Annotated in this window: 25 protein-coding genes; 7 read left to right on the top strand and 18 right to left on the bottom strand. The window is 66.6% G+C overall.

What is annotated here, in order from left to right; translation table 11 throughout:
* The first annotated feature begins 70 nt into the window (after nucleotides 1–70).
* Entirely contained in the window at nucleotides 71–490 is a 420-nt protein-coding gene (locus tag ACWUI7_RS03290; protein ID WP_496640765.1) for a universal stress protein, read from the top strand.
* Nucleotides 491–502: 12 nt separating this feature from the next.
* Here the strand turns inward: ACWUI7_RS03290 and ACWUI7_RS03285 are convergent, their stop codons facing one another.
* The 4 genes from ACWUI7_RS03285 to ACWUI7_RS03270 form a co-directional block, all read right to left on the bottom strand.
* The gene (locus tag ACWUI7_RS03285; RefSeq protein ID WP_496640764.1) at nucleotides 503–1,201 is read right to left on the bottom strand and encodes a DJ-1/PfpI family protein; all 699 of its coding nucleotides are present in this window, start codon (nucleotides 1,199–1,201) and stop codon (nucleotides 503–505) included.
* A 132-nt stretch (nucleotides 1,202–1,333) separates the two neighbouring features.
* The gene (locus ACWUI7_RS03280; protein ID WP_496640763.1) at nucleotides 1,334–2,026 is read right to left on the bottom strand and encodes an SCO family protein; all 693 of its coding nucleotides are present in this window, start codon (nucleotides 2,024–2,026) and stop codon (nucleotides 1,334–1,336) included.
* A gap of 54 nt (nucleotides 2,027–2,080) precedes the next feature.
* Nucleotides 2,081–3,013: a sulfite exporter TauE/SafE family protein gene (locus tag ACWUI7_RS03275; protein WP_496640762.1), complete on the bottom strand. Its 933-nt coding sequence runs from the start codon at nucleotides 3,011–3,013 to the stop codon at nucleotides 2,081–2,083.
* A gap of 64 nt (nucleotides 3,014–3,077) precedes the next feature.
* Nucleotides 3,078–3,581, bottom strand: a complete 504-nt coding sequence (locus ACWUI7_RS03270) for a winged helix-turn-helix transcriptional regulator (protein WP_496640760.1) — start codon at nucleotides 3,579–3,581, stop codon at nucleotides 3,078–3,080.
* A gap of 123 nt (nucleotides 3,582–3,704) precedes the next feature.
* On the opposite strand from ACWUI7_RS03270, the gene ACWUI7_RS03265 reads away from it, so the two are divergent.
* Nucleotides 3,705–4,046: a DUF7471 family protein gene (locus ACWUI7_RS03265; RefSeq protein ID WP_496640759.1), complete on the top strand. Its 342-nt coding sequence runs from the start codon at nucleotides 3,705–3,707 to the stop codon at nucleotides 4,044–4,046.
* Nucleotides 4,047–4,084: 38 nt separating this feature from the next.
* Here the strand turns inward: ACWUI7_RS03265 and ACWUI7_RS03260 are convergent, their stop codons facing one another.
* Genes ACWUI7_RS03260 through ACWUI7_RS03250 form a run of 3 tightly spaced genes read right to left on the bottom strand, consistent with a single transcriptional unit; the run spans nucleotide 4,085 to nucleotide 7,709 of the window.
* Entirely contained in the window at nucleotides 4,085–4,948 is an 864-nt protein-coding gene (locus tag ACWUI7_RS03260) for an ABC transporter permease subunit (RefSeq protein WP_496640758.1), read from the bottom strand.
* On the bottom strand, nucleotides 4,945–5,685 hold the full coding sequence (locus ACWUI7_RS03255; RefSeq protein ID WP_496640757.1) for an ABC transporter ATP-binding protein: 741 nt from the start codon (nucleotides 5,683–5,685) through the stop codon (nucleotides 4,945–4,947). The genes ACWUI7_RS03260 and ACWUI7_RS03255 overlap by 4 nt, the downstream gene beginning before the upstream one ends.
* Nucleotides 5,682–7,709, bottom strand: a complete 2,028-nt coding sequence (locus ACWUI7_RS03250) for a NosD domain-containing protein (RefSeq protein ID WP_496640756.1) — start codon at nucleotides 7,707–7,709, stop codon at nucleotides 5,682–5,684. The genes ACWUI7_RS03255 and ACWUI7_RS03250 overlap by 4 nt, the downstream gene beginning before the upstream one ends.
* Before the next feature lie 105 nt (nucleotides 7,710–7,814).
* Between ACWUI7_RS03250 and ACWUI7_RS03245 the strand changes: the two genes are divergently transcribed.
* Complete coding sequence (locus tag ACWUI7_RS03245; RefSeq protein ID WP_496640755.1) at nucleotides 7,815–8,387, top strand: nitrous oxide reductase accessory protein NosL; 573 nt, start codon at nucleotides 7,815–7,817, stop codon at nucleotides 8,385–8,387.
* Between the two features lie 13 nt (nucleotides 8,388–8,400).
* Here ACWUI7_RS03245 and ACWUI7_RS03240 read toward each other — a convergent pair whose 3' ends face one another.
* Nucleotides 8,401–9,888, bottom strand: coding sequence for a cryptochrome/photolyase family protein (locus tag ACWUI7_RS03240; RefSeq protein WP_496640754.1), 1,488 nt, complete (start codon nucleotides 9,886–9,888; stop codon nucleotides 8,401–8,403).
* A gap of 101 nt (nucleotides 9,889–9,989) precedes the next feature.
* Nucleotides 9,990–12,365, bottom strand: a complete 2,376-nt coding sequence (locus tag ACWUI7_RS03235; protein WP_496640753.1) for a DEAD/DEAH box helicase — start codon at nucleotides 12,363–12,365, stop codon at nucleotides 9,990–9,992.
* 132 nt (nucleotides 12,366–12,497) lie between these two features.
* On the opposite strand from ACWUI7_RS03235, the gene ACWUI7_RS03230 reads away from it, so the two are divergent.
* Nucleotides 12,498–13,604, top strand: a complete 1,107-nt coding sequence (locus ACWUI7_RS03230; protein WP_496640752.1) for an aldo/keto reductase — start codon at nucleotides 12,498–12,500, stop codon at nucleotides 13,602–13,604.
* 12 nt (nucleotides 13,605–13,616) lie between these two features.
* Here the strand turns inward: ACWUI7_RS03230 and ACWUI7_RS03225 are convergent, their stop codons facing one another.
* Nucleotides 13,617–13,787 (bottom strand): HVO_0758 family zinc finger protein, encoded by a 171-nt coding sequence (locus tag ACWUI7_RS03225; protein WP_496640751.1) that lies wholly within the window; start codon nucleotides 13,785–13,787, stop codon nucleotides 13,617–13,619.
* 73 nt (nucleotides 13,788–13,860) lie between these two features.
* Complete coding sequence (locus ACWUI7_RS03220) at nucleotides 13,861–15,222, bottom strand: adenylosuccinate synthase (protein ID WP_496640750.1); 1,362 nt, start codon at nucleotides 15,220–15,222, stop codon at nucleotides 13,861–13,863.
* Nucleotides 15,223–15,433: 211 nt separating this feature from the next.
* Here ACWUI7_RS03220 and ACWUI7_RS03215 point away from each other — a divergent pair, with 211 nt between their 5' ends.
* The gene (locus tag ACWUI7_RS03215) at nucleotides 15,434–15,739 is read left to right on the top strand and encodes a hypothetical protein (RefSeq protein WP_496640749.1); all 306 of its coding nucleotides are present in this window, start codon (nucleotides 15,434–15,436) and stop codon (nucleotides 15,737–15,739) included.
* Nucleotides 15,740–15,844: 105 nt separating this feature from the next.
* On the opposite strand, the gene ACWUI7_RS03210 is transcribed toward ACWUI7_RS03215, so the two are convergent.
* The 3 genes from ACWUI7_RS03210 to ACWUI7_RS03200 all read right to left on the bottom strand — a co-directional run bounded on the left by ACWUI7_RS03210 (nucleotide 15,845) and on the right by ACWUI7_RS03200 (nucleotide 19,924).
* Entirely contained in the window at nucleotides 15,845–18,307 is a 2,463-nt protein-coding gene (locus ACWUI7_RS03210) for a DUF7527 domain-containing protein (protein WP_496640748.1), read from the bottom strand.
* A 45-nt stretch (nucleotides 18,308–18,352) separates the two neighbouring features.
* Nucleotides 18,353–18,850, bottom strand: coding sequence for an NUDIX hydrolase (locus ACWUI7_RS03205; protein WP_496640747.1), 498 nt, complete (start codon nucleotides 18,848–18,850; stop codon nucleotides 18,353–18,355).
* A 99-nt stretch (nucleotides 18,851–18,949) separates the two neighbouring features.
* A complete protein-coding gene (locus tag ACWUI7_RS03200; RefSeq protein ID WP_496640746.1) occupies nucleotides 18,950–19,924 on the bottom strand; it encodes a transcription initiation factor IIB in 975 nt (324 codons plus the stop codon).
* A gap of 320 nt (nucleotides 19,925–20,244) precedes the next feature.
* Here ACWUI7_RS03200 and ACWUI7_RS03195 point away from each other — a divergent pair, with 320 nt between their 5' ends.
* Together ACWUI7_RS03195 and ACWUI7_RS03190 are read left to right on the top strand one after the other, a co-directional pair.
* Nucleotides 20,245–21,450, top strand: a complete 1,206-nt coding sequence (locus ACWUI7_RS03195; RefSeq protein WP_496640745.1) for a M24 family metallopeptidase — start codon at nucleotides 20,245–20,247, stop codon at nucleotides 21,448–21,450.
* Nucleotides 21,451–21,585: 135 nt separating this feature from the next.
* Entirely contained in the window at nucleotides 21,586–22,770 is a 1,185-nt protein-coding gene (locus tag ACWUI7_RS03190; RefSeq protein WP_496640744.1) for an MFS transporter, read from the top strand.
* Between the two features lie 32 nt (nucleotides 22,771–22,802).
* Here the strand turns inward: ACWUI7_RS03190 and ACWUI7_RS03185 are convergent, their stop codons facing one another.
* The 4 genes from ACWUI7_RS03185 to hisC all read right to left on the bottom strand — a co-directional run bounded on the left by ACWUI7_RS03185 (nucleotide 22,803) and on the right by hisC (nucleotide 25,420).
* Nucleotides 22,803–23,039: a DUF7120 family protein gene (locus tag ACWUI7_RS03185; protein WP_496640743.1), complete on the bottom strand. Its 237-nt coding sequence runs from the start codon at nucleotides 23,037–23,039 to the stop codon at nucleotides 22,803–22,805.
* A 107-nt stretch (nucleotides 23,040–23,146) separates the two neighbouring features.
* A complete protein-coding gene (locus ACWUI7_RS03180; protein WP_496640742.1) occupies nucleotides 23,147–23,749 on the bottom strand; it encodes a CDP-alcohol phosphatidyltransferase family protein in 603 nt (200 codons plus the stop codon).
* A 58-nt stretch (nucleotides 23,750–23,807) separates the two neighbouring features.
* Nucleotides 23,808–24,329, bottom strand: coding sequence for an adenylate kinase family protein (locus ACWUI7_RS03175; RefSeq protein ID WP_496640741.1), 522 nt, complete (start codon nucleotides 24,327–24,329; stop codon nucleotides 23,808–23,810).
* Nucleotides 24,326–25,420, bottom strand: coding sequence for a histidinol-phosphate transaminase (hisC, locus tag ACWUI7_RS03170; RefSeq protein ID WP_496640740.1), 1,095 nt, complete (start codon nucleotides 25,418–25,420; stop codon nucleotides 24,326–24,328). The genes ACWUI7_RS03175 and hisC overlap by 4 nt, the downstream gene beginning before the upstream one ends.
* Between the last annotated feature and the right edge of the window lie 63 nt (nucleotides 25,421–25,483).

Raw genomic sequence — 25,483 nt, 5'->3', positions numbered from 1 at the left:
AATTTCTGATATACTCTCACCGGCGTATCGACCACCAGCGTATTTAGGTCGGGATCACCTCCGTCCGGACATGACGCTGGTCGTGGTACCGGTTCGGTACCCACTCACGGCACACTCGGCGGCGACGCTCCGAGAGGGAGTGCGCGTCGCCGAGGAGCGCGACGCCGACCTGCGGGTGCTCCACGTCGACCTCTTTCAGCAGGGCGGCGGCGTCTCACGACGGGACCTCAAGCGGGCGGTCGAACAGCGGCTCGGCAGTCTCGATCGGGCCCGGTATGCGGTTCGGCGGGGATTCCTCGTCGAGGAGACGATCTTAGAGGAGGCTGTCGCCGAGGACGCGGACGTGGTCGTCATCGGGTCGAAACAGGCCGGGCGCTGGCGCCGGATGGTCCAGACGCTCCTCTCAGATCCCGACATCGACGCGTACCTGCGCGACCAACTCGACTGCACGGTAATCACAGTGGATGCGACCGCCGACGCGGCCGAGTGAGCCCGCGGACGGTCACTCAGGGGACGCAACCGCATGTCGAGGCTCGTACTCGATGACGGTCGCGACGCGGTCGGCGATCGCCTCGCCGAAGGCGGTCTCGACGACGTACAACGCGAGGTCGATCCCCGAGGTGACACCGCCGGCCGTGAGCAGGTCGCCGTCGTCGACGACACGGGCGTCGACGACCTGGGCGCCAGATGCGCGAAGCTCATCGATAGCTGCCGCGTGGGTAACGGCGCGGCGACCGTCGGTCACGCCCGCTTCGGCCAACAGCATCGACCCGGTACAGACGCTCGCAATTCGTGTGTCGGCGGCGTGATAGGCCGCTAACGCGTCTGGAACGTCGCCTCGCTGTGCCTCCGCCCACGCGCTCGCTTCCTCGTCGCGGCCGTTCCACCCACCACCGGGCACCACGAGGAGGTCCGGCGCGTCGTCGCTGTCGGGCCCCGGGAGGGTCCCATCGACACCGACCTGGGTTCCGTGACTCGCCGTCACGGTCTCGCGTGTGTCGAGCGTGACGTACCGCACGCGGCCGGCGGTGTCGGCACCACCAGCGGTGGCCGCTTCGGCCGCGTCGCTGGCGGCAACCTCCTCGGCCGCGTCGCCGCCGGCTTCCTCGCCAGCGTACATCAATGCGTAGTCGAACACCTCGTACGGACCGATTCCATCGAGCTCGTCGAATCCGTCGTACACCAGCACGTCTACGTTCATACCGGCTAGTGGACCGGAGCCTACATCTCGGTTGTCCCTGCGGCAGCCCCCGAACGGGCGAGTCCGCTGGGATGTCACGAGCGCACGGACATCGCGAGCGACGGTCGCCCGCGAGGTACCGCAAGAGACTCCCTACGATGACTCGGAGAAGGCAGCGACGACGGTCTCGAGGTCACCCGTGACGCGATCTCGGTCGATCTGTTCGCCGCGGTAGGCGCGCTCTACGACTCCGTCGGGGTTCACGAGCAGTGTCACCACCGCGTGGGTGAAGTCGTATCCCTCGAGCCGGTCGCTCTGGGTGGTCCGCTGGAAGCCGATGCCGAGCCGCTCTTCGACAACCGTCTTCGCCTCGGCGGGCGTCTCCGGCAGCAGGTAGTGCCAGTTCCCGGCCGACAAGTCGATCCCAAGCGTCTCGGCGTTCGCCCGAAACGCCGCGGCGTCGTCGCGCTCGGGGTCGAACGAGATCGGGAGAAACACCACCTTGTCGGTCATCCCTACCCCGGCGATCCGCCGCTGTACGCCGGCGAGTCGATAGAGCAGGATGCCGCACTCGGCCGGACACGAGGTGAATATTGCGGTCACGATCGCCGTCCGATCGAGTGTCGTGCTGTCGATCGTTGTGCCCGCGAGCGGTGCGGCGAGTTCGAACGCCGGCAGCGGCTGGCCGTAGGCGGGGTACGAGAGATCCTCGCTGTCGGCGAGTTGGTCCTCCTGGGGACCGAGCACCATCCCATCTGTGTCGGTCCCGAACAGCCGGCTCGTGCAGCCGGCGAGTCCCCCTGTCGCCGCTGCGCCCATCCCACCGAGTACCGTCCGCCTGTGCATGGTCGTCCGGTGGCGTGGGCCACAGATAACCCGTCTGGTGTGTGCGTCGAACGGCTAGAACGGTGAGTAGTACGGGATCGGCGGGTGCGGGAGCGGGACACCGAGCACCGCGAGTCCGTGCTGGAGTGGCACGTACCCGAGTGCGACGAAGGCGACACCGAGCACCCGGTGAAGCTGCAGTCGCCGCTCCGTGCTCACCGATCCGAAGAGCGTGCCGAACAGGAACATCGCCGGGATGGTCCCGACGCCGAGCGCGCCGAGGGTGACCGCGCCGCCGGCGACGCTCCCCTGTACGAACGCGTAGAGGAACGCCGGGTACAACAACGGACACGGCAACAGGCCGTGAGCGGCCCCCAGTCCGAGTATCCGCCAGTCGCCGACCCACGTGTCGATCCGTGGGACGAGCCGGGCCGTGACCGTCCGGAACAGGCGGTCGAGTCCGGGGACGGATATCGCGTGAAACTCGAGCCGCAGCGCGTAGCGAATCCCGGTCGCGACGATAACGGTCCCGACGAGGATGCCGGTGACCGCGTGGACATCGTCCGCGACGGTCGTGACCGTCCGACCGGTGACGAACGCGAGGCTCCCGGCGAGCCCGAACAACGCACCGATGGCCGCGTAGCTCCCCGCGCGTCCGAGGTTGAACAGCGCGTGTTGGCGCACCTGCTCGACAGTGAGCGCTGCAGGCTGCCCCACAGTTCGGCCGCCGTCGGTCGATCGGTCGTCTTCACGCATCCGGTCGGCATACGTTGAGACGAGTGGCCCACACATTCCGAGACAGTGTGCGCCGCCGAACAGCCCGATCAACACGAAGACGCCGAGTCCGAGCGGCTCGCTCGTGTAGATGGTTCCGGTCGGCTCACACGTCGCCTGCGCGAGCACAGTCGAGAGCGCAGACGAGTGATAACCGACACCCGACGAGGCCGAAACGCTCCACGACGACAGCGAGGATAGCTCCCACGATACGACGCCGGCGAGCGCGGACATACACGACCGTGGCTGTGAACACTCCTAACGCGTCTGGTGCGATCGTCGAACGGAGCCGGTCAGATCACTCGAAGAGCTGGTCGACCGTCCGGGTGAATCGGTCGAGCAGCCGGTCATGCAGCGAGGGCGAGACTGTCTCGAGGAGTGTCGCCGTCCGCTCTGGTGCCGCGAGCCGGAGCGTCATCGGCCGCGAGTCGGACTTTTCGAGCACCCCGGCGTCGGCGAGCGTCGAGACGTGCCAGGCGACGGTGCTGCGGGCGAGACCCAGCTCCTCGGCGAGGTCGGCCGGTCGGACCGGGCCCTCGGCGTACAGTCGAACGATGAGCTCTCTCGCGGTCTCGCGGCGCAAGAACGCGATCGTCCGTCGCTCCCACGGGTCGAACGCGGGATCGAAGTAGTGGGTACGGCCCGCGACGCGCTCAACCGCGAGTTCGTCGTCGCGGACGAGCCGGCGCAGGTGATACTGTGCCTGGCCGGTGGCGACGTCGAGCTCGCGCCCGAGCCGGTTGAAGTGGACGCCCGGGGTGTCGAGCACGTGCCGACGGATGCGGGCTCTGGTGGTCGACATGCAGATAGCCGACCTAGCGTCGGTGCGGATAAAAGCCGCTCGTGTCGTCTCCGCGGTCGGGAACCGACCCGTCGGCGGACAGGTGCAGTATTCATATCCGTGGCGCGTCGATCGACGGTATCGATGACCGACGTGGGGACACCACTGGCGGCGGGTGGCTGGGGAGTCGAGGGGTCGGTTCCACTCCTCGTCGTCGTCGCCGTCGCGGGGCTCGGGACCGGCGTCCTCTTTCTCGTGAGTCTGCTGGCGTACCGCCGGCGCCGTAGCCGGCAGTATCGTCTCGTCTGCGTGGCTGTCGGGGTGCTTCTCGCACGATCGGTTGTGGGCGCCGGCACGGTGCTCGGGTACGTTCCGATGCCGGTCCACCACTTTCTCGAACACAGCCTCGACTTTCTGATCGCTGCGATCGTCTTGTACGCGGTGTACGCCCACGCACCGGGGACGCCCGGGGAGTCGACACCGTAGGGAGTCGCTCGCGCGAGCGGTCGCAGGTGTGTCGGTGATCACTCGCGTCGTGACGCGCGAAGCCCTTCGAGGAACGCGTCGAGCTGTCGTCCGTACGCTAGTGCGGCCGCCGAGACAGCCGTCGGGACGACGGTCCACGCCGCTACCGACGCGAGCGCTCGACCGGTCGCGACGAAGCCGCCCTCGGGGGCGAACGCGACGCCGACGACGTGTTCGAACACCAGTCCGCGAAAAGCCCCGTTCGGCGTGCGCACGAGGAGCCCCGAGATCGCCTCGGGGGAGGTCCCGCCCGCCAGCGAGCCGACGGCCGCGAGATCGCCCCCGAGGACGCCGAGGACCACGGCGAGCACACCGAGTGCGATTGCGGCTCGGCGCGAGGCGGCGACCGCGGAGACGGCCGTCGCCAACGCCAGGTACGTCGCCGCAAACGGAATGATAAACGCGAAAAAACGGACGTACAGCCACGGGGAGTCGACACCAGAGTGTGTGGCGAAGATTCCGGTGTCCGGCGCGGCGGTGAGCCAGATCCCCGCACCGACGAGGACGTACGGAACACCCACGACGACGAGCAGTCCGACCATCCGCGCGAGCAACACGCCGAGGACGTACCCGCCGACGCCGACCGGGTACGTTCGGAGTACAGCGAACTCGCCGCTTTTGGTGTCGGTGAGCAGCGCTCGGTAGCCGAGCACGAACGCAACGAGCGGGACGACGACTTCGGTCGGCAAGAGGAGGTCGACGACCGCCGGCACGAACCCAGTCGCACCGCCGCCGCCGACAGCGACGATGCCGGACAATAGCACGAGCAGCCCGACGGCGAGCACGCCGTACCCGGGCGTTCTGAAGACCGTCGCGAGTTCGCGTCTGAAGATCGTAGAGAGGCCTGCAAGCGATCCGGTCATCGGTCCGACACCCCTGTCACGTGGACGGCCGGCGACTCATCGGTCGCGATCGACCCGCCGACGACGGCCCGGTACAGTTCGCCGACAGACGCGACATCGTAGTCGTCGAGCAGGTCACTACGAGAGCCCGCAGCGGCCACCTGGCCGCCCGCAAGGAGGACGACGCTGTCCGCGTGGTCGTCGACGAGCTCGAGGTCGTGTGAGCTGAGGACGACGGCAGTCCCGTCCGTTGCGACCCCGGTGGCCGTCCGAAACGCGCGCTCACGCATTCCCGGGTCGAGACCGCTCGTCGGCTCGTCGAGGACGACGAGCGGGGGGGAACCGACTGTCGCCTGCGCGATACCGAGCAGCCGCCGCATCCCTCCGGAGAGCGCCTCGACCGGACGGTTAGCGGCATCGGCGAGCCCCACCTGTTCGAGCGCCGCGTCCGGGTCGGCGTCGACGAGTCGGGCGTACACGGCGAGCGTCTCGCGGGCGGTGAAGCCGTCACGAAACGGCACGTGTTGGGGCAGGTATCCGACCGGCTTCGGCCCGGACGACTCGGTCACTACCACCGTTCCCGTCGTCGGCTCGACCGCACCGGCGAGGAGTCTGAGCATGGTCGACTTTCCGGATCCGTTGGGACCGACCACGGCCGTCACGCCGGGACTGACGTCGAGCGTGACCGAGTCAAGCACGGTGATCCCGCCGTAGGTTCGTGAGACCCCCGACAGCGAGGCGACCGTGTCGTCGCTCATCGGCGTCCCTCCGTAGTGGGTGAGAAAGCGGCGGCCCTCGTCGCTGGCTCGACGGACGAGTTGGCGCCAGCCGACGCGATCGCCGCCCGCCAGTCGGCGTGGACCGCACCACCGTCTGGCGACCGCGCCGCAGCGACGCGGGCCGGAGCGAACGGTTCTGTCGCCGGGTCCGGGTCGACGATGCTTCCGGAGCGCGCACCGGGCACCGTCCCGTAGAGCCCGTCTAGGAGCGCCACGGCCGGTGACTCGCGCAGCGCGGCTGCTGCGACCTCTCGATGGAGCGCGGCATCAACAGCGGACGTCGGCCGGTACGCACGGCTGCCTGGCTCGTGGAGGCCAACAGTCGCTCCCTCCCAGTAGTTGCCGCGACCTTCCGCGGCCCAGACGCGAAGCGCTCCCGGCCCCGCGATCGCGTGGCGATCGTTGGCGACGAAGTCGTTCGCGACGACACGGCTCGAGGGAACGACCGTCGTCGCATGGGCGCCCTCCTCGTTGCCGACGACGACGTTGTGTTCGTACAGGGATCCCCGGGAGCTGGTCGAGAAGCCGAGCCCGTTGTGTGCAAGCGTGTTGTACGCCACGTACGCCCGCGTGCCTGACGCCTGTATCCCGGCACCCGATCGCCGCACGTCGTTGCCGACGATCGCGTTGCCTGACGGTCGCGTCATCACGGTGATCCCGCCAAACCGCGCGTCGCGGAACGTGTTGTCCGCGATCAACGCGTCGCCGGTGTACATGAGGTGCGTGCCGTACCGGTTGCCCCGGAACGTCGATTTCCGGACGATCGACCCGTCGGCGCGGTGCGCGTAGATCCCGTCGCGGCCCCCATCGAAGACGGAGTCCGTGACAGTCACCTGCGATTCCATCGCCGTGATCCCCATGAAGCCGTCACGCCAGTCGTCGCTCCCGTCGACCCGAAGCGCACGGACGACGGCGTCAGACCCCGCGCGGAGGAGGATCCCGCTCGCGTTCGTCTCGACGGTCACGTCGTCGACGAACAAGCCCGGCGCGTCTATCGCGCGAATCCCGGCGTCGCCGTAGCCGTAGCCGAGCTGGATGTTCGTATCCCAGCTTCCGTCGTCGCGGGCCTGTCGTCGCGCTGCCTCGGGGTCTCTCGTCTGATTACCGGCACCTGCAACGTGGAGCCCGGAGAGCGCCACGTTCGGCGCGCGAACCGTGATCACCGAGCCGGTCCCGTTCCCGCGAACGGCCGCGTCGCGGCCGGCGATCGTGATCGAGCGGTTCACCACAACCTGCTCTGTGTACGTCCCTGGCGGGACGGCGACGGTCGTGTTCGGCGGAGCCGCTTCGACCGCCGCAGAAATCGTCGGCTGGTCCTCGCCGACCACGACGGAGACGGGACGATCGGTGACCCGCGTCGCGGCCGCGACCCGCTCGTCGGCCGTCTCCCACCGCGCCGGGGCGACCGACCGAACAGATGCCGCGGAGTCGACGTCGAACGACGACCGGCGAACGGTCTCCCAGTCGGTGACGCGCCCACCGTGGTCTGCCGCAAACGCGGTCGCCGTCTGTCGGCTCGCAAACGGCACGACCGTCTCACCTGCTGGACTCCGGGCATCACTGCCGACGACGTACGCTGCGTCGCCTGCCGGGACCCACTCGGTCGCCCGCTCGGCCGTGAAGTAGCCCTCTCCGGTGACATCTGGGTTCCCGCCGTCGAATGTCTCGACGTAGACGACGAGCGGATAGCCGAACTGCGTTTCCGTGCGCCCGTCGTCGATCGTCGCGACGAACGACTCGACCCCGTTGTAGCCGACCACGTACTGCAGCTGCGAGTAGAACACCTGGACCCGAGGGATCCGGGCGTCACCCCGCATCAACACGTCCGTCTCCGAGGAGAGCCCGAGTTCGACCGTGTCGTCGTACGCCACCGGCTCGGGTGCTGCCGCGGCTGGGTCGACGGCGAACGCACCGACCGTCGTGACACCTGCGAGCGCCCCGATGACGACGAGCGCGGCGAGCACGCGACGCGAGCGCTCGCCGAACGGGTCGAATACTGCCACGCGAGAAATCCGGCTTCCTGACGTATAGCCGGCGTGGTTCGTTTCTCGAATTAGGGACCGGATCTGGTCCGAGCGACTATGCCCTCCAAGCGCGAACAACGAGCTATGTCACCGCCACCACAATCGGCGCTCACCCGACGCCGGGCACTCGCCGGCGTCGCAATCGCGCTTCCGATCTCGGTCGCTGGCTGTCTCGGAGGCGACTCCACAGCGTCAATCGAGCCCATTGCACTCGACGGACAGCGCGCCTGTGACGAGTGCGGGATGATAATCGAGGACCACCCGGGGCCAGTCGGGCAAGTCCACTTCGAAGACGACGAGCCGGAGGGCGGCCGGCCGGCACAGTTCTGCAGCAGCGTCTGTGCGTACACGTACCGATTCGATGCCGAAGACGCCGGCCGACAGCCGATAGTGACGTTTCTCACCGACTACTCGCGAGTCGACGAGGAGGTGTTTCGCGCCGGGGGCGACGTGCTCTTTTCGTCACACGTCGAGGCTGCGGCGTTCGCACCGACGACCGAGCTGACCGTGGTCGTTGGCAGCGAGGTGTCGGGAGCGATGGGCCCGGCCATCGTTCCGTTCGGCGACGAAGCCGACGTTGAGTCGTTCCTCGCCGAGTATGGCGGCCAGTCGATGGACGCGGACGCCGTCGACCGCGGCACGCTCGAAGCGCTCTGAACGGTCCCGGCCGTTACTCCTCGGGGTCCTCGCCGCGGGCGCGCTTGTACATCGCCAGCGCGTCCTCGCGCCGCGAGGCGTGACCGACGATCGGTGCTGGGTACGCCGGAGCCGCGTTTGCGCGGTCGGTCGGTGAACACTCGTGCCAGCTGTGGACGACGTCGGGGTCGACACCGCGAAGCTCGGGCACGTACTCCTGGATGTACGCGGCGTCGGGGTCGTACCGCTCGCCCTGTGTCATCGGATTGAAGATGCGGAAGTACGGCTGTGCGTCGGTCCCCGTCGAGGCGGCCCACTGCCAGCCCCCGTTGTTGTTCGCGGTGTCGTGGTCGGCGAGTCGGTCCCGGAAGTGGGCGTAGCCGTGCCGCCAGTCGGCGAGCAGGTCCTTCGTGAGAAACGAGGCGACGATCATCCGCACGCGGTTGTGCATATACGCCTCCTGCCGCAGCTGGCGCATCCCCGCGTCGACGATGGGATAACCGGTCTCACCGCGCTTCCACGCGGCTATTTCGTCGGGGTCGTCTCGCCACTCGATTCCCTCCTCGTACGTCTTGTAGTTCTCCGTGACGACCTCGGGGTTGTGGTACAACACCTGCGTGTAGAACTCGCGCCAGGCGAGCTGCTGTTGAAACGCCTCAACGCTCTCATCGGCGTCGTCTTCGGGGCGGTCAGCCGCGGTCGCCATCGCCTCCTCGGTGGCGGCGTATACCTCTCGAACCCCGATCTCGCCGTACGCCAGGAACGCCGAGAGCCGCGAGTTGCCGTCGCGAGCGGGGTAATCACGGTCCGTCTCGTAGCGGAACACGGCGTCTTCGAGGAACGTCGAAAGCCGGTCTCGTGCGGCCGCGGTCCCTGCGGGGCCGACGTCGGCCGCCGGATCGTCGAATCCGAGCGACGACGCGGTCGGAAGATCACCAACCGCAACGTCGTCGATGGCCGCGGTGCCGCCATCCGCCCGCATTGCGGGATCGGCCGCCGCGCGTAGCGTCTCCGGGTCGGCGAGGTCGGCCGCGTCGGGCGTCGGAACCGGCGTGTCCTTCTCGCGGTCGGTCCACTTCTTCCAGTAGTACGAGTACACCGAGTATGGATCTCCGGCGTTCGTCCGGATCGAATCGGGGGTGTGTAAGACGGCGTCGTGGTGTGCCTCCCGCGCGACGTCCACGTCTGCGAGCGCCCGTCGAACCGCCGCGTCGCGCTCGCGGGCCAGCCCGGAGTACCCGCGGTTCCAGCGGACGCGGTCAGCATCGAGGGCGTCGGCGAGGGCTGGGAGCACGGCCTCGGGGCGGCCGTGTGCGACGATCAGGTCGCTCTCGTGGTCGCGGTACGCCGCAGCGAGCGCGGTGAGTCCGTCGAGCAGCCGTCGAACACGGACGTCGCTCCCGTGTTCGAGCACAGCCGGGTCGAAGACGAAGACGGGCGCGACGGCGCCGCGGTCGGACGCGGCCGCGAGGCCGACGTTGTCGGCGACGCGAAGATCGCGTCGGTGCCAGAATAACTCCATATCTGCGTAACGAGTCGGACGCTCCTGAACCCTCCGCCGAAACCGAAGCGATCGGCAAAAAAGAGCGAGTGCAACTCGACCACCGTGACGACTGGTGCTGTTCAGCCGTCAGTCGAGGCGTCGGTGCCGGTCAGTTGTTCCAGCAGATGGACCGCCGGCGCCTTCGCGAGCGGATCGTTGGCGTTGCCACAATGGGGCGACTGAACGCAGGCAGGACAGCCGTCCGCACAGTCACAACCCGCGATGAGTCGGGCCGTCCGCGTGAACAACTCCTCGGCGCGCTGGTGACCACGCTTCGTCAGCCCGACGCCGCCCGGATGGCCGTCGTAGACGAACACCGCAGGTCCGCCGACGTGGGGGTGGTGTGGCGTCGAAATACCGCCGATGTCGGCGCGATCACACAACAGGTGAAACGGGAACAACGAGATGATACCGTGTTCGGCGGCGTGGATCCCACCGTTGAACGCGTGTTCGCCGCCGGGGGCGTCGCCCGCGTCATCGCCACCCATAGTCCGCATCTCGGCTTCGACGTCGCGTGGGACGGGGAAATAGAGCGCCTTCGTCTGCAGGGTCGTCTCCGGCAGGTCGAGCGGTGTGTCGCCCAGCGACTCGCCGGTGGTCGCGTCCTTACGGACGAACCCGGTGACCTGTTCGGAGACGGTCACCGACGCGAACCGCACGGGTACGTCGGGCCGGGCGTCGAGTCGTCGCTCGTCGAGATCCGCGTTTACCATGATGTCTTTGTCGGTAAGCGGTTGGGTGTAGTAGTCCGCCCACGACGACTGCAACTCGGCGACGTTGCGATCGAGGTCGAGCTCAACGACCTCGTAGGTGCGTCCTTGCTGGTGGTAGATCGCGCCTGGGTGGGCGTCGCGGAGCGCGTCAGCGAAGCCCAACGAGGCGATCGACTCACCACTCGACCGGTCGATGAGCTCGATCGACCGGTCCGTGGCCGTCCGGAGGTTCATCGCGTGCTGTGGACTCTCGTCGCCCGCGTACGTCCACCGGGTGCCGTCAGCGACGTCGCGGCGCGCGAGCGTCCCCGCATCAGTGAGACCGCCGACTGTGTCCGGAAACGCGTCACCGAAGACGGCCTCGTCACCCGGCGAGAGCCACGACTCGTCAGCCGCACAGGCGACGTGTTGTGAGAGCAGCTGCTCGTTTGCTGGGTCACAGATCGCGTCCTCCGGTGGGGCCTCGAAGAAGTCGGCCGGGTGTGTCAACAGGTACTGGTCGAGCTGGTCTTCGCCGCCGACCATCACCACGAGCGCCGGGTCGTCTCCCCGGCCAGCGCGACCGGCCTGCTGGTACGCCGACATCCGGGTCCCAGGGTACCCGTCGAGGATCACCGCGTCTAAGCCGCCGATATCGACGCCGAGTTCGAGCGCATTCGTCGACCAAACGCCACGGAGGGCACCGCTGTGGAGGTCGGTCTCAAGCTCTCTGCGTCGGTCGTCTGTAAGCGCGGCTTGGTACGCGCCCACCTTCGCAGCGAGGTCGTGGTCGCCGCGGCTTCGCAGCTCACTCGCGCTGTCGGTCGCGTACTGCTCTGCGGTCTGGCGCGCACGGGTGAACGTCAGCGTCTGTCGACCGCTCTGGACGAGGTCGACGAACAGGCGTTTGCTCTCCGTGTGGCTCGACCGGCGGCGGCCGTGTCCCCGGTCGGCCCACTCGTCGTCGTACGTCGGTGGGTTCCACAACACCCAATCACGCGGTCCGCGCCCAGAGGTGTCCTCGTCGACAAGGGTGATTCCGTCCGGGTCGCGTCCGGTGACTCGGGCCGCGTGTTCGACCGGGTTGCCGATCGTCGCCGAACAACAGACGAACGTCGGGTCGGTCCCGAATCGGGCACACGTCCGCGCGAGCCGGCGCATCGTAAGCGCCACACCCGTGCCGAACACCCCGCGGTAGCCGTGTACCTCGTCGATCACGACGTACTCGAGCGAGGAGAAGAACCACTCCCAGAGCCGACCGGCGTACGGGAGCAGCGCGTAGTGAAGCATGTCCGGATTCGAGAGCAGCACGGTCGGGCGAGCGTCGCGGACGTCACGCTTTTTCGACCGCGAGAGCCGGCCGGTGTACGACTTGACCGAGACACGGCTCCCGAAGCCGAGGCCGTGTGCAAGCGACGAGAGCGACGCCTCCTGGTCGGCAACGAGCGCGTTTTGGGGGCCGATGTACAGCGTCCGACCGCCGTGGTCCATCGCAGCCTCAAACGCCGGAACGGTATACGCAAGCGACTTCCCGCTCGCGGTTTCGGTGGCGATGACGACGTCGTCGCCGTCGCGGATCGCGGTGATCGCCTTTGCTTGGTGTTGGTAGAGCCGATCGACACCGTCGTCGGCAAGCGTGTTCTCGAGCCGGGACTCGAGTTCGACGTCGGCATACGTCGGTTCGCACGCCGGAAGCCGGCGGTGCTCGGCGATTTGTCCCGCGTAGTAGGGGCGATTCTGGAGCCACTCGATGGCGTCTGCCACGGTATCCGTTTTCCGGGCTCTGCGGGCCTAATCGTTGTGGTCGACGCGGTCGACGTTGAGTGCCCATCCACGCGCGCCACGCAGTGTCACCGCGGAGGCTTTAGGCGGTGGTCACCTCCCGACGAAACGACTATGTCGACGCGCGACGCCCTGTGGCGCTACCGTGACGAGTTTGGCGACGCCTTCGGGCGGACGTACTTCAGACGGTTCGGCCCTGGCGTGGCCTCAAGCGTTGGGCTCGGTACGTACCGCGGCGCGGCGACAGCAGCCGTCGACGACGCCTCACGTGAAGTCCTCCAGCTTGGACTCGAATCCGGGGTGAACCATATCGACACCGCGGTGAACTACCGGTGCGGGCGCGCCGAACGCGTCGTCGGTGCGGCGCTACGCGACGCAGATGTCGACCGTGAGGCGGTCATCATCGCCAGCAAAGGCGGATTCCTTCCGTTCGCGAGCGAGCGGCCGACAGACCCCGCAGCGTACATCCGCGAGCGCTTCGTCGACACCGGGCTCGTCGAGCCCGCCGACCTCGCTGGCGCTCACACCCTCGCGCCGCGCGCCATCGAGTGGTCACTAGACCGCTCGCTCGAGCGACTCGGGGTCGAGACGATCGACACGTACTATGTGGACGCTCCCGAGACGCAGCTTCGCGTCCGGGACCGCGAGGCGGTGTACAACCGGCTCGAAGCCGTCTTTGAGACGCTCGAGCGCCGACGGCTGGCCGGCGACATCGGACAGTACGGGGTGGCGACGTGGGACGCGTTCCGGGTCGATCACACTGCAGACGCATACCTCTCGCTTCGGGAGCTCCTGGCGCGCGCCGTCAACGCGGGCAGGACGGTCGGTCCCGACGATGACCACGGGTTCAGCGTCCTCCAGCTGCCGTTCACCGTCACCATGGCCGACGCGTTCACGCGAGCGTCACAGCGGCTGCCGGACGACATAGACGAAGAGCCGACGTCGACGCTGCAATTCGCCCACGAAGCGGACCTCTCGGTCGTAACGAGCGCGAGCCTTGGCGGGGGAGACCTGACGACAGCCGGGTCGATTCCCGCAGGCGTCGACGCGACGCTGGCGGGCGACACGTCGGCACAGCGGGCACTTAATTTCGCCAGAAGCGCACCCGCGGTGCGCTGTTCGCTCGTCGGGACGACCGACACAGATCACCTGCGAGAGAACGTCGCGGCCGGCACGTTCGACCCGTTAGGCGCGGCGGCCTTCGACGCCGTGTTCGCGTGAAGAGAAGACTCGTTAACGCAGCTCTTTGTAGCGTTCACCGCACTCTGGACAGATCCGCACTGCGTACACTTTGTCGGGGTCGTTCCGCTTTTTCAATACCTGCTCGCAGGTCGCACAGGTGAGCCGCTCGTAGGTGTCTTTGTAAAGGTCTCCGTCTCGTAGCGCCTTACGGGTCGATTTCATACCTCGGAGTTCGTCGTGCCAGGGCATAAAAACCCCGCCCGACGGCGAGACGATCGTCACCGGACGAGCAGCCTCACTCGTCGAGCCGGTCGAATGGGTTCGCGAGCTCGACCGTCGCCGCCCGGTCCGGTCCGACACCGATCGCGTACAGGTTAGCGTCGATCGCTTCTGCGACGAACGCAACGTAGGTCTGGGCAGCCTCGGGGAGCGCGTCGTAGCCCGCATCAGCCACGGCAGCCCCGTCGAATTCGTCCCAGGTGTCGAACTCGCGGTAGACCGGCGTACAGCGCTCCCAGCGGCCGGTCGTCGTTGGGACGGTGTCGATCTCATCGCCGTCGAGTTCGTAGCCGACACAGACGTTGAGCTCCGAGAGGCCAGCAAGGACGTCGACGTGGTTGATCGCGACGCCAGTGAACCCGGAGACGCGGGACGCGTGGCGGAGCATCGGGAGGTCAAGCCAGCCAATCCGTCGCGGGCGACCGGTGACCGTGCCGAACTCGCCCCCGCGCTCTCGGATGTCGTCGGCGAGCGCCGCTTCGTGGTCGTTCCCGTCGAGCTCGGTCGGAAGCGGCCCTGACCCGACCCGCGAGAGGTACGCCTTCACGATGCCGACGACCTCGCCACTGCCAACGGCCGTGACGCCGACACCAGACCCGACCGCGGCGCCGCCGGCCGTCGGATTCGACGACGTCACGAACGGGTAGTTCCCGTGGTCGACGTCGATCGAGGTGCCCTGTGCGCCCTCGAACAGTACGCGGTCGCCGGCCTGTCGGCGCCGATGAAGAAAGTCACTACAGTTGACCGTCATCTCGTCGGCGAGGAGTCGCTCGCGGACCGCGAGCAGGTCCTCGTAGAGCGTGTCGACGTCGAAGGCATCCGCGTGCTCAGAGTCGTCGACGTCAAGACCGTACACCCCGGTGGCGACGGCACGGTTGTGTGAGACCGCGTACGACAGCCGCTCGCGCAACACGTCGCGGTCGAGTACGTCACCGACGCGAATTCCGCGTCGACCGGCCTTGTCCTCGTACGTGGGCCCGATTCCACGGCCGGTGGTCCCGACTTCGACACCGTCGTCGTCGTCGGCCTTGCCGGCTTCCTCGATGCTGTCGAGGACCCGATGATACGGGAGGATGAGGTGTGCACGGCGGGCGACCCGGACGTCGGGATCGAGCCCGCGGTCGCGGAGGGCGTCGATCTCCGACAGCAGGGTGTTCGGGTTCACCACACAGCCGTTCCCTAAGACACCGATCGTTCCGCGAACCGCTCCGCTTGGAACTAACGAGAGTTTGTACTCCGTGCCGTCTTCGACGACGGTGTGGCCGGCGTTGTCGCCGCCCTGATAACGGACTACGACGTCCGCGTCCCCTCCCCACCGATCGACGAGCGCGCCTTTGCCCTCGTCGCCGAGTTGGGAGCCGACGATGGTGACAGTCATACCGCTCGTCCGTTCCGAGCGGGTGGTAAAACCGATTACGGTCCGTCGCCGATTCCCACCGGATCGATACCCATGAACGATCGTTGTAGGCACCGATAACGGAGGGGCTAATCCGAACCGTTAACTACTCGCATGCTGTTCCACCGAATATCCGCCGTTGCTCGCCCCGACAGCAACGTTTAAAAAGGCGAAAGACGAGTTAACACATGGCATGATAGATCGACTCGAGAAAGAAGTGGACATGCTCGAACGGCACCTCCAGGTATTACGAATGGTCATCGAAAACGAACCGATTGGGATCGTCAAGATGTCGAACGAGACCGGGTACCCACATCATAAGGTCCGGTACTCGCTGCGGGTCCTCGAAGAGGAGAATCTGATCGAGCCGTCCAGCCAAGGGGCGATAACGACCGACCGAACACACGAGTTCGTCGACGAGTTGGACGACAAGCTGGACGATACAGTCGAGAAGCTCGGGTCGATGCGGATCGACGACGCCGCAGAGATCGAAAGCTAAGCCGAGAGACGCGAGGAGCAACCGGAACAGACGAGAACAGTACCGCGACGGCGACTGGTACGACGACTACGCCCGATCCGTCATGATAGCCGATTTCTGCGGCGACTAGAGGTTCGGGAGCGTCAGATGGAACTCACCATCGCGTGATTCGACGAGACAAAGATGATAGCCACGCTTGCGTGAGAGTTTCACGAGGCCTTTCTGACTCGATCGGCTGAGCAGCCCGCCACCGACGGCATCGCCAGCGACCTCAAGCGCGTCCGGTTCGAAGAAGCTCGCCGTAACCGCGAAGGCGCCAGCGAACGAGTCGTTCGACGCGGCGAGTGCTCCACCGTTCGCCACGAGCGATTCGAGACTGCCACCGCCGGTCGGCGAACGCGAATCGTTCAACTCGGCGACGAACAGCGGGTTGCCCATGCGGTCACGGAACACAAGGTCAAATGACCGCTCTTCGTGCACCTCCTCGCCGTTTTCGCGGTGGACGACCGATACTGACCCACCGAGCTCCGCTCGGTCAAGTTCGGGGAGCGCGTCGTAGAGGTCACGGAGTGCGCCGGCATTCCCGGTCGCCGCGATCTCAAAGAGCAGGTCTTCGGTGAGCCATCGGGTAAACCGGTACGCTATCGTCCCGTGGAGAAACGACTCGAAGGACTCGCCGTCGACAGTGAGCCCGTCGGTCTCGAAGCTGGTGTGGTGTTCGATCCGGAGGTTCGCCTGGAGTTCGGACCGATCGCGTTCACCGTCGTGTGCCGCCTCCAGCGTCGCGCCGGTCCGGGACCCATACCTTATAAACAGGTTCGTCCCATCGAGCGCCGCCGCCGGTGACAACTGCTCGTCGCTGTCGGGGAGTTGATCACGCGCCGCGGCAAGCTCCTCGCGCAGGCGTGTGACATCCGACCGAAGTTCGTCGACGGTCTCACGCAGCTCCTCACGTTCTTCGACGAGTTCGTCGCGCTCGTTGGCTATCTGCTCGTACCGCGTGCGGAACGCATCGCGTCGGGCAATGGCGTCATCCCGCTCTGACGTGACTGACGCGAGCGCCGACCGGAGCTCACGAAGTCGGTCCTCAGGGGGCGACTCACCGACCGCCGGGCCGTTCGCGGACGGCTCCGCGGTCGTAGTCGGCTCATCGTCCGCTGAGACAGGGACACTTGCAGAACCGCTCGCGGTCTCACTGCGACCGTGTGCTGGCTCATCGAATTCGTCGGCAGTCTCCATTGCATCGCTCTCGTCGGAGACCGAATCACGGGCGTCCGTTGCGGTCGGTGATGCCGCTTCATCGCCGACCTCCGGCGCTCGCGCCGGGTCACCCGCCTCGGTTCCGGAGTTGCTGTCGGCCGCAGTCGACTCCAGTGTGGGAGTCGAAGCCGCCTCACGCCAGGTGGCTTCCTCTGAGAAGACGTCGTCCTCGTCGTCTGAACGAGGCGTCTCCGAGTCGGTGTCGCCGCCCTCGGTGGTGGTATCCGTGGCCGGCTCGTTTCTGTCATCCAAATCCACATCGTCCGAGTCAGCGGGCTCGGTGCCGGCAGTGGGCTCGGCGGCATCACCACGGTCGTCGCTCGGGTCGGCTTCGCTCTCCGGCTCGTCAGGCTCGCTTTGGTCCACTGACTCGTGTGGCTCCGCTGTGTCTTCGACACGCTTCGGGTCCGCCACCGCGTCCGGGTCTGTCGTCCAGTCGGCATCTAAGGGGATGTCGTATCGATTCGACTCGGTCTCTGCGGCTTCAGTCGCCACAGCAGACCCCTCGTCTTCGGCCTGATTGGAGCTGTCGTCTGTCTCCGCGGTGTCGGTGACGGCGGCAGCGGTGAACGTGTCGGTGGTATCGGCTTCCTGTGCTGCAGTACGCTCCGAGGGGTTCGGCGTTGGTGTCTCGTCGGCGGGCGACGGGTCGCTCACGACGTCGTCCGTCGGGCAGTTATCATCTCCCGTAGCGGGTTCGTTGTCTCCCGCGGCAGGCTCGTCGTCTTCAGTGGCGAACTCGTCCGCGCCTGTGGTTGCTGTCGAGGACTCATCACTCGTCGTCTCCGCTGGTCGTGGAATTTCCTGAACGTCGAGATCGACCTCGTAGACGGTGTAGATCCCGACTTCGTCGTCGGCGAGCGCGAAGGCGTCGTCACCCGTCTCAAGCCGCCGAGCGTTCCCGACGAAGGCGGCCGCCATCGACTCGCCGGCGGCATAGACAACGTAGTAGTCGCCAGACAGCACGTGCTCAGAGAGCTCGATGTAGCCGGTGAACCCACCGTCAGAGAGCGTCCGGTCGGCGTCAGCGAGCGGGGTGTCTTCGGTGTAATACTGCGCCCGTTTACGCCCGCCGCGCTCGCGCATCGCGAACAACGCCGGAAGCGACCGGTCCGGTGCCTCGTACACCGTACCGTCGGCGTCGGCGAACGAGTCAAGGTCCGTGTCGACAGTCCCGACGACGCGCCCGTCGAAAAGAAAGAGCCAGCCGCTACCGTCGGTGACCGCGCCGGAGACGCCACGGTCGGCGAACCGGCGGAGTCCGGCAAAGCCGTCAGTGAACTCCCGTGCCGACCACTCGGTAATGGCCTCTCGTCGCTGTGCGTCCATGATGCCGGTAGTTCTCCAGCAGCGACTCAAATAGCTTCCGGAGCGTCAGACGCCGCGGGTACCATCGTCTGCGATCTCACTCACGCGCGCTATCGCCTCTCGACCCAGTGTGACGACGTCCGTATCGAAGGGCCCGGCGGCGAGTTCCGCTGGCGTATACCACGTCCACGCATCGCCGTCCGCTTCGTCGCGGCCGAGTGGGTCAATTCGTCGACTCGGCACGCTGGCGTAGTATAGGTGATCGATGTGTTGGTGACCGACCGAGCCGTCCGGGTGGACGTCTATGTCGTGGAGCATCTGATGTGCCGGTTCGGGGAGCGGCCGGCCGTTCGGCGCGTCCACGTCGGCGCGATCCGCGACGAGCGTCGCCTCTAGGCCGGTCTCCTCGCGGACCTCGCGGAGAGCGGCCTCGTGTGGGAGTTCGTCTCGTTCGATGTGGCCGCCCGGCGGCAGGTGGATGCCGAGCCGTTCGTGCTCGTGTAAGGCCGTCGCGCCGTCGTTAACCACGTAAACTGTCGCGGTAAAGTGGCGAGTCGTCTCCATGAAGGGTCCTCACGCCGGAACGGCTAGTGCGTTCGGAGTCGACCTCACCGGGATAGACTACGCTAGGACGGACCGAGCCCGATCGTGCCTACCACGCCCTCAGTTCACCGCGATGCCGTCTTCGGCTTCGAGCAGCTCGTGGTAGCGGTTGCGAATGGTGACCTCCGAGATGTTAGCGACCTCGCTCACCTCGCTCTGGGTGACCTTCTCATTGGTGAGCAGCGAGGCAGCGTAGACGGCGGCGGCAGCGAGTCCGACGGGTGACTTCCCCGAGTGGATCCCCTGTGATTTGGCGGTCGCGAGCAGCTCACGGGCGCGTCGCTCCGACTCATCAGAGAGTTCAAGATCGGAGGCAAACCGCGGGACGTAGCTCTCGGGGTCAGCCGGCTGGATCTCGAGTTTGAGCTCCCGGACGACGTACCGGTACGTGCGAGCAATCTCGTCTTTTTCCACCCTGGATACGCCAGCGATTTCATCGAGGCTGCGTGGGGTCCCCGCCTGGCGGGCGGCCGCATACAGCGCCGCAGTCGAGACGCCTTCGATAGATCGTCCTGGCAACAGATCCTCGTCGAGCGCGCGGCGGTATATCACGGAGGCGGTTTCACGGACGTTGTCCGGCAGGCCGAGCGCGCTCGCCATGCGGTCTATCTCACCGAGCGCCTGCTTTAGATTGCGCTCTTTGGAATCGCGCGTTCGGAAGCGCTCGTTCCACGTGCGCAGCCGCTGCATCTTCTCGCGCTGCCGGCTCGACAGTGACTTACCGTAGGCGTCTTTATCCTGCCAGCCGATGTTCGTCGAGAGCCCCTTATCATGCATCATGTTCGTTGTCGGGGCGCCGACGCGCGATTTCTGGTCTTTCTCACGGGAGTCGAACGCGCGCCACTCCGGCCCGCGATCGATCTCGTCGGATTCGACGACTAGGCCGCAGTCGACACAGACTGTCTCACCGTGTTCGGTGTCCGTCGCGAGTTGACCGCTGCACTCGGGACAGGTTAGTTCCTCATCCGCCGACGACTCGGTTTCCTGCTCGTCGTCGACGTGCTCCGTCGTGTACGTTCGAACGTTGTTGCTCATTGTGTAACTCGGGTGGAGAGACGCGGGTCCGAGAGATGGATCTCGGTTTGAGGTTCCTCACTAATGCAAAGGGTTCGAATACACATAAATCTATTGCTACCGCACTGCTCGGTAAATCGTTTGTTGCTCGGGTTGATGGGCCGATTTCGTCGTATCTGTTCAACCGACGGCCCACCGACACAATCCGGATCGATCGTGTACGGAGTCGCACCGTCACGACTATTTATACGTTACGTGGACGGAAGACCGCCAACCGAGTCGCGCTCGTCGACGACAGCCGCGAGGACAATCCCTTTGCTCGTCGGGCCGACGATGTTAGTATGGACCGCACACGACTCGAGGCAGCGCTCGACTCGCTCGAAGCGGACGGCTTCCTGATCGACGCCGCGTCCGACGACGCGAACCAGCTGTACCTCTCCGGATTCACGGGTCCCGACCCGTTTCTCACGCTGTACGCAGACGGCGAGATACACACGCTCGTCTCGGGGCTCGAGTACGGCCGTGCGAGACGTGAGGCGGCCGCAGATACCGTCGAGCGCCACGCCGATTACGACTACGAGTATGGCGGCCGCGAGGACCGGTACGACATGTACACCGCGTTCGTCGCCGACAAGGACGTCGAGTCGGTTGCTGTGCCGCCGCGGGGTCCGGTTGGAACCGCGGACGCGCTCCGAGCGCGTGGGATCGAGGTCCACGTCGACGATGCTGACACGCTCCAAGACATCCGGGCAGTGAAAACACATGACGAGATCGACGCCATCCGGAAAGCACAGCGGGCGAACGAAGCAGCGATGCAGACGGCAGCGGCGCTGTTTGCGGCTGCGACACCGGCTGGTGCAGATGGTACAGACGGCCCTCTCGGCTCGGATGGCGAGCCGCTTCCGCCCGAGACGCTCGTGTACGAAGACGAGCCACTCACCAGCGAGCGGGTCGCCACCGCGATCGAGACCACGCTGATCGAGCACGGCTGCGCGCTCGACGAGACGATCGTTGCGGGCGGTGTGCAGGCGGCAGACCCCCACGACCGCGGATCGGGACCGCTGCGGGCGAACGAGCCGATCATCGTCGACATCTTTCCGCGCTCGAAAGAGACGCACTACCACGCCGATATGACACGGACGTTCTGTGTAGGCGACCCCGAGCCGGCCGCCAGCGAGTGGTACGACCTGACCGTGGAGGCCCTCGATGCGGCCGTCGAGACCGTCGAGCCTGGGGCCACCGGCGAGGACGTACACGCCGCCGCCTGTGCAGTGTACGAGGATGCCGGCGAGCCAACGTTCCGAACCGACCCGGAGACCGAGACCGGCTTCATCCACTCGACCGGCCACGGGATCGGCCTCGACGTCCACGAACTCCCCCGGCTGGCGAGCGGCGGTCCTGAACTCGAGCCTGGAAACGTCATCACCGTCGAGCCCGGGCTCTACGATCCCGCCATCGGCGGCGTGCGGCTCGAAGACCTCGTCGTCGTCACCGAAGACGGTGCCGAGACTCTCACCGACTATCCGCTCTCGTTCCAGGTGGCGTGACCACCGGACGCGGGCGCGTTCAGACACCAGCATCCGCACCGTCCCCGCGACCGTCGCCGGACCAGTGACCGTCGTCGAACCGGCGACCACCGCCGAGATCGGAACCCGCTTTGACCCCGGTCGGATACGACGCCCGTGAACTGGCGGTACGCCCACACCGCGCTCGCGCTCTGTACGCTCGCGTTCACCGCGACGATGGTCGCCCGACTAGCCATCAGTCCGCTCGTGCCGGAGATCACGGCGACGTTCGAGGTGAGTAACGCCACAGTTGGACTCGCGCTCTCTGGAATGTGGCTCGCGTACGCGCTGTCGCAGTTTCCCTCGGGCATCCTCGGCGACCGCTACGGCGAGCGAACCGTGATCCTGGTCGCGGTCGGGTCAACGGCGATCGCCTCGGTGTTCATCGCCGTCTCACCGTCGATCCTCGGATTCGCCGCGTTCACCGTCCTCCTCGGGGCGGGCGCCGGCCTCCACTACTCCGTCGCGACGACGTTTCTGACCCGGCAGTTCGACGACATCGGCCGGGCGATCGGCGTCCACGTCGCCGGCGGACCGATTGCCGGACTCGCTGCGCCACCGATCGCCGCACTGATCGGAGCACGCTATGGCTGGCGGGTCGGCATCCTCCTCGGGACGATCGTCGCCGTCCCAGTGTTCGCGCTATTCGCCCGGAACATTCGGCCGACTGCGCCGATGCGTCCCGACCAGTCGATGCGGGAGCGAGTCGCATTCGGTCCCCTGGGCGCGCTGCTCTCGCGTCCATCGATCCTCTACACGACCGCCTTGGCGACGCTCGGGGCGTTCACGTGGCAGGCGACCGCCTCGTTTCTCCCGACATTCTTAGAGCTTGGACACGGACTCTCGAGTACACTGTCTGCACTGTTGTTCTCGCTGTACTTCGTCGTCCACGGGGGAACCCAGCCAGTGACGGGGTCGCTTTCGGACCGTATCGGACGCGATGAAACGGTCATGATCACGATGGCGGCCGGCGTCGTCGGGTATGGGTCACTGGTTGCCGTTGCTCGTGGGGGCCTCGGGCTCGTCCCCACCGCCGGTGCCGTGCTCCTCGTCGGCGTAGCGATGTCTTGGGGCGCACCGGTCCAGTCGCGATTCATGGATCTGCTGTCAGATGCCGAACGAGGCGCCGGCTTCGGACTCGTCCGAACCGTCTACATGGTGTTCGGCGCCTCGGGTAGTGTCGTCGTCGGCGCAATCTCCGACGTGGCAGGGTGGGGAGTCGCGTTCGGGCTCCTCGCTGGCGTGATGGCGCTCGGGCTCACGATCGTCGTCGCGAACCGAACGCTACGGCTCGGATACTAACTCGATATCGTCAACGGGGGGCTGGAACCGCGCTATAACCGGTCGTCCTCCAAGCTTCCGGGATCTTGTGCGGTGTCGAACATGTTGTTCTCCGCGCCGTCGAGCATCTCGTCGCGTGGGTCGTCGTCGACGATCGAGACGTTGTACGCCTCGATCCCAGAGGCGATCAGCTCCTCGATGGCCTGCTCTTCGGTGACGAATTCGGTGTCCGCGAGCTGCTGAAACTCGGCGTACACGTCGTCCGAGAGATTGAGTTCGAAGGTCGGCATACCTCGTCTTTTGGGCCAAGTGTTTTAAACCCGGTGGCAGCGGCGGACGGATCGACAAACTGACCGCGGTCGTCCATCGCGGATCTCGAGAGACGACGAACGAATACTCAGAGCCCTCGCCACGCACCAAGAAATCGCTGGAGTGCGGTAAAATGACCAACGAGGGCGAACAACCCGAGCAGCAGCTCAACGACGCCGACACCGGCGAAAAGCGGCCCGGTGACGACTGCGGCGACGACCGCCACGATCCCCATCAGCGCCAGTCGGTCGGCACGCCCGAGGAGCCCGCCGTACTCGCGGCCGATCCCCACCGCCTGAATCTGGGTCCCGAGGTACGACGTCATCAAGACGCCCGTCACCGCGAGGAAGCCGAGCCCGTACGCGTCGACGCCGGCGGTGAATCCGGCGATAAGCGCGAGATCGGCATACCGGTCGAACACGTGATCGAGGAGGTCCCCAGCGGCCGACGATGCTCCTTGCTCGCGGGCGAGCGCGCCGTCGACGAGGTCCAACCAGCCGTTAAGAAAGACGAGTACGCCGCCGAGCACGTACAGCGCTGGAGTCGCAACAGCAAAGGCACCGGCAGCGACGACCGCGGCGCCGAACGCGACAAGACTCACCTGGTCCGGGCTGAGCCCGAGGCGGACGGCGGCAGCCACCCACGGGCCAAGTAGCCGGTCTGCGACCGGTCGAAGGCGATCGAGCGTCACCGGCTGTCACCTCGAGACGTCTGTCGGCCCTCATCCGTCACTGGGGTGGCACCTCGAATCATAAGAACGCGGTGAAGTCGACCGTCCCGACCTGTGGCGTCGCCTCGTCGAGAGCAATCGACCGGAGCTCCTCGGCGACCGCTTCGGGTGACAGGCCCGTCGTGTCGACCTCGTAGACTCGATTTGTGCCGTGTTCGGCGACGGCCTCCGAGAGGATCACGTCGAGCACCTCGGCCTCGGCGTTCTCGTCGATGGACGCCGGCGACTCTCCACGAGTCTGAAGCCGCGTCGTAAGCGTCTCGGGGTGACACCGCAGCACGGCAACGCGGTCGGCCGCGAAGTGGTGTGCGAGGTGTGACTCGAGTAGTCCCGACCAGTCGCCGAGTTGCTCACGGATGGATTCGAGGTCGGCGGTGAGCGTGTCGCGTGTCGCATCACGGTCGGTCCAGAGTGTGGGGTCACCCTTGATCAACTCGTTGAGGTGGATCACGTCGAATGTGTCCGCGAGCAACGCCGTCGCCGTCGACTTGCCGGTGCCGGGCGTGCCAGTGACGGCGATGCGGTCCGTCGTCCCCGTCACGCCTCTACTCCTCGGTCGAGCGTGGCGAGTACCTCGTTCAGCCGGGTGACGGCCTCACGGGTCTCCTCGCGGGTTCCCGTCGAGACTCGGACACAATCTGGGAGCCCGAACGAGGTGCAGTCGCGGATGATAACGCCGCGCTCTTGGGCGGCCTCTGCGACGGCCGTTCCGTCGCCGACCTGGGCGAGCACGAAGTTGCCAGCTGAGTCGAACGTCGGGGCGTCGAGCGCCGTCTCAATGTGGTCTCTGGCCCACGCAGCCGTCTCGACCGTCTTGCGGACGTGTTCCTCATCGTCGATCGCCGCGAGCGCGGCCCGACAGGCCAGCTCGTTTGCCGCAAACGGGGTATTGATTCGGGCGTACGCCCCTCCCCACGGCTCGGGAACGACCCCGTATCCGATCCGGAGTCCCGCGAGCCCGTACGCCTTCGAGAAGGTCCGTAACACGGCGACGTCATCGCGCCCATCGAGCAGGCCGATCGCGCTATCGACCGGCGAGAACTCGCCGTACGCCTCGTCGACGACGACAAGCGTCTCCTCGTCGGTGCCGTCTGCGATCGCCTCGACGGTGTCGAGCGGCACCACGGAGCCGGACGGGTTGTGCGGCGAGGTGAGGTACACCACACGCTCGCCGTCGTAGGCGTCGAGGACCGTCTCGGCCGTCTGCTCGAATTGGTCAGCCGGTGAGAGCGTGTATGTCTCGACGCCAGCGTGGTGGTACCGCGCCGACATCTCGTAGTACGCGAATCCCGGATCGGGGACGAGGACCCGGTCGCCCGGCTCGAGTGCGGCACGAGAGAAGTAATCGATCGAGCCGTCCGCGCCGGGCGAAACCCACACCTGCGTCGGGGAGACGTCCCACAGCTCGGCGATCCGCTCCGTGAGATCCGCGTGTGAGGACTTCGGGTAGACGTTCACGTTCGAGGCGTGCTCGCGGATCGTCTCCACCGCAGCCGGACTTGGGCCGTGTGGGTTCTCGTTCGAAGAGAGTTTGATGAGCGACGACCGGTCAATCCCGAGATCGCGGGCGACCTCCTCGACGCCCCGGCCAGGGACGTACGGGGAGTGTTCAGAGAGGTCCCGTGGTTCCATACCATGTTGTCCGGCGGCGCCGGCCTTAATACTGACCGAACTAGCCCACCGGGGCCCACAGCA

The sequence above is a fragment of the Halorubrum orientale genome (assembly GCF_059623105.1).
The sequence above is the reverse complement of the archived record's forward strand: the minus strand, read 5'-3'. Positions and strand labels throughout refer to the sequence as shown.

What these genes read in the sequence shown, in the direction of transcription:
- hisC (WP_496640740.1), bottom strand. Translation starts at nt 25,420, where the DNA reads ATGGAACCACGGGACCTCTCTGAACACTCCCCGTACGTCCCTGGCCGG.
- ACWUI7_RS03285 (WP_496640764.1), bottom strand. Translation starts at nt 1,201, where the DNA reads ATGAACGTAGACGTGCTGGTGTACGACGGATTCGACGAGCTCGATGGA.
- ACWUI7_RS03215 (WP_496640749.1), top strand. Translation starts at nt 15,434, where the DNA reads ATGATAGATCGACTCGAGAAAGAAGTGGACATGCTCGAACGGCACCTC.
- ACWUI7_RS03280 (WP_496640763.1), bottom strand. Translation starts at nt 2,026, where the DNA reads ATGCACAGGCGGACGGTACTCGGTGGGATGGGCGCAGCGGCGACAGGG.
- ACWUI7_RS03210 (WP_496640748.1), bottom strand. Translation starts at nt 18,307, where the DNA reads ATGGACGCACAGCGACGAGAGGCCATTACCGAGTGGTCGGCACGGGAG.
- ACWUI7_RS03275 (WP_496640762.1), bottom strand. Translation starts at nt 3,013, where the DNA reads ATGTCCGCGCTCGCCGGCGTCGTATCGTGGGAGCTATCCTCGCTGTCG.
- ACWUI7_RS03260 (WP_496640758.1), bottom strand. Translation starts at nt 4,948, where the DNA reads ATGACCGGATCGCTTGCAGGCCTCTCTACGATCTTCAGACGCGAACTC.
- ACWUI7_RS03225 (WP_496640751.1), bottom strand. Translation starts at nt 13,787, where the DNA reads ATGAAATCGACCCGTAAGGCGCTACGAGACGGAGACCTTTACAAAGAC.
- ACWUI7_RS03200 (WP_496640746.1), bottom strand. Translation starts at nt 19,924, where the DNA reads ATGAGCAACAACGTTCGAACGTACACGACGGAGCACGTCGACGACGAG.
- ACWUI7_RS03240 (WP_496640754.1), bottom strand. Translation starts at nt 9,888, where the DNA reads ATGGAGTTATTCTGGCACCGACGCGATCTTCGCGTCGCCGACAACGTC.
- ACWUI7_RS03265 (WP_496640759.1), top strand. Translation starts at nt 3,705, where the DNA reads ATGACCGACGTGGGGACACCACTGGCGGCGGGTGGCTGGGGAGTCGAG.
- ACWUI7_RS03185 (WP_496640743.1), bottom strand. Translation starts at nt 23,039, where the DNA reads ATGCCGACCTTCGAACTCAATCTCTCGGACGACGTGTACGCCGAGTTT.
- ACWUI7_RS03195 (WP_496640745.1), top strand. Translation starts at nt 20,245, where the DNA reads ATGGACCGCACACGACTCGAGGCAGCGCTCGACTCGCTCGAAGCGGAC.
- ACWUI7_RS03245 (WP_496640755.1), top strand. Translation starts at nt 7,815, where the DNA reads ATGTCACCGCCACCACAATCGGCGCTCACCCGACGCCGGGCACTCGCC.
- ACWUI7_RS03290 (WP_496640765.1), top strand. Translation starts at nt 71, where the DNA reads ATGACGCTGGTCGTGGTACCGGTTCGGTACCCACTCACGGCACACTCG.
- ACWUI7_RS03230 (WP_496640752.1), top strand. Translation starts at nt 12,498, where the DNA reads ATGTCGACGCGCGACGCCCTGTGGCGCTACCGTGACGAGTTTGGCGAC.
- ACWUI7_RS03270 (WP_496640760.1), bottom strand. Translation starts at nt 3,581, where the DNA reads ATGTCGACCACCAGAGCCCGCATCCGTCGGCACGTGCTCGACACCCCG.
- ACWUI7_RS03255 (WP_496640757.1), bottom strand. Translation starts at nt 5,685, where the DNA reads ATGAGCGACGACACGGTCGCCTCGCTGTCGGGGGTCTCACGAACCTAC.
- ACWUI7_RS03205 (WP_496640747.1), bottom strand. Translation starts at nt 18,850, where the DNA reads ATGGAGACGACTCGCCACTTTACCGCGACAGTTTACGTGGTTAACGAC.
- ACWUI7_RS03220 (WP_496640750.1), bottom strand. Translation starts at nt 15,222, where the DNA reads ATGACTGTCACCATCGTCGGCTCCCAACTCGGCGACGAGGGCAAAGGC.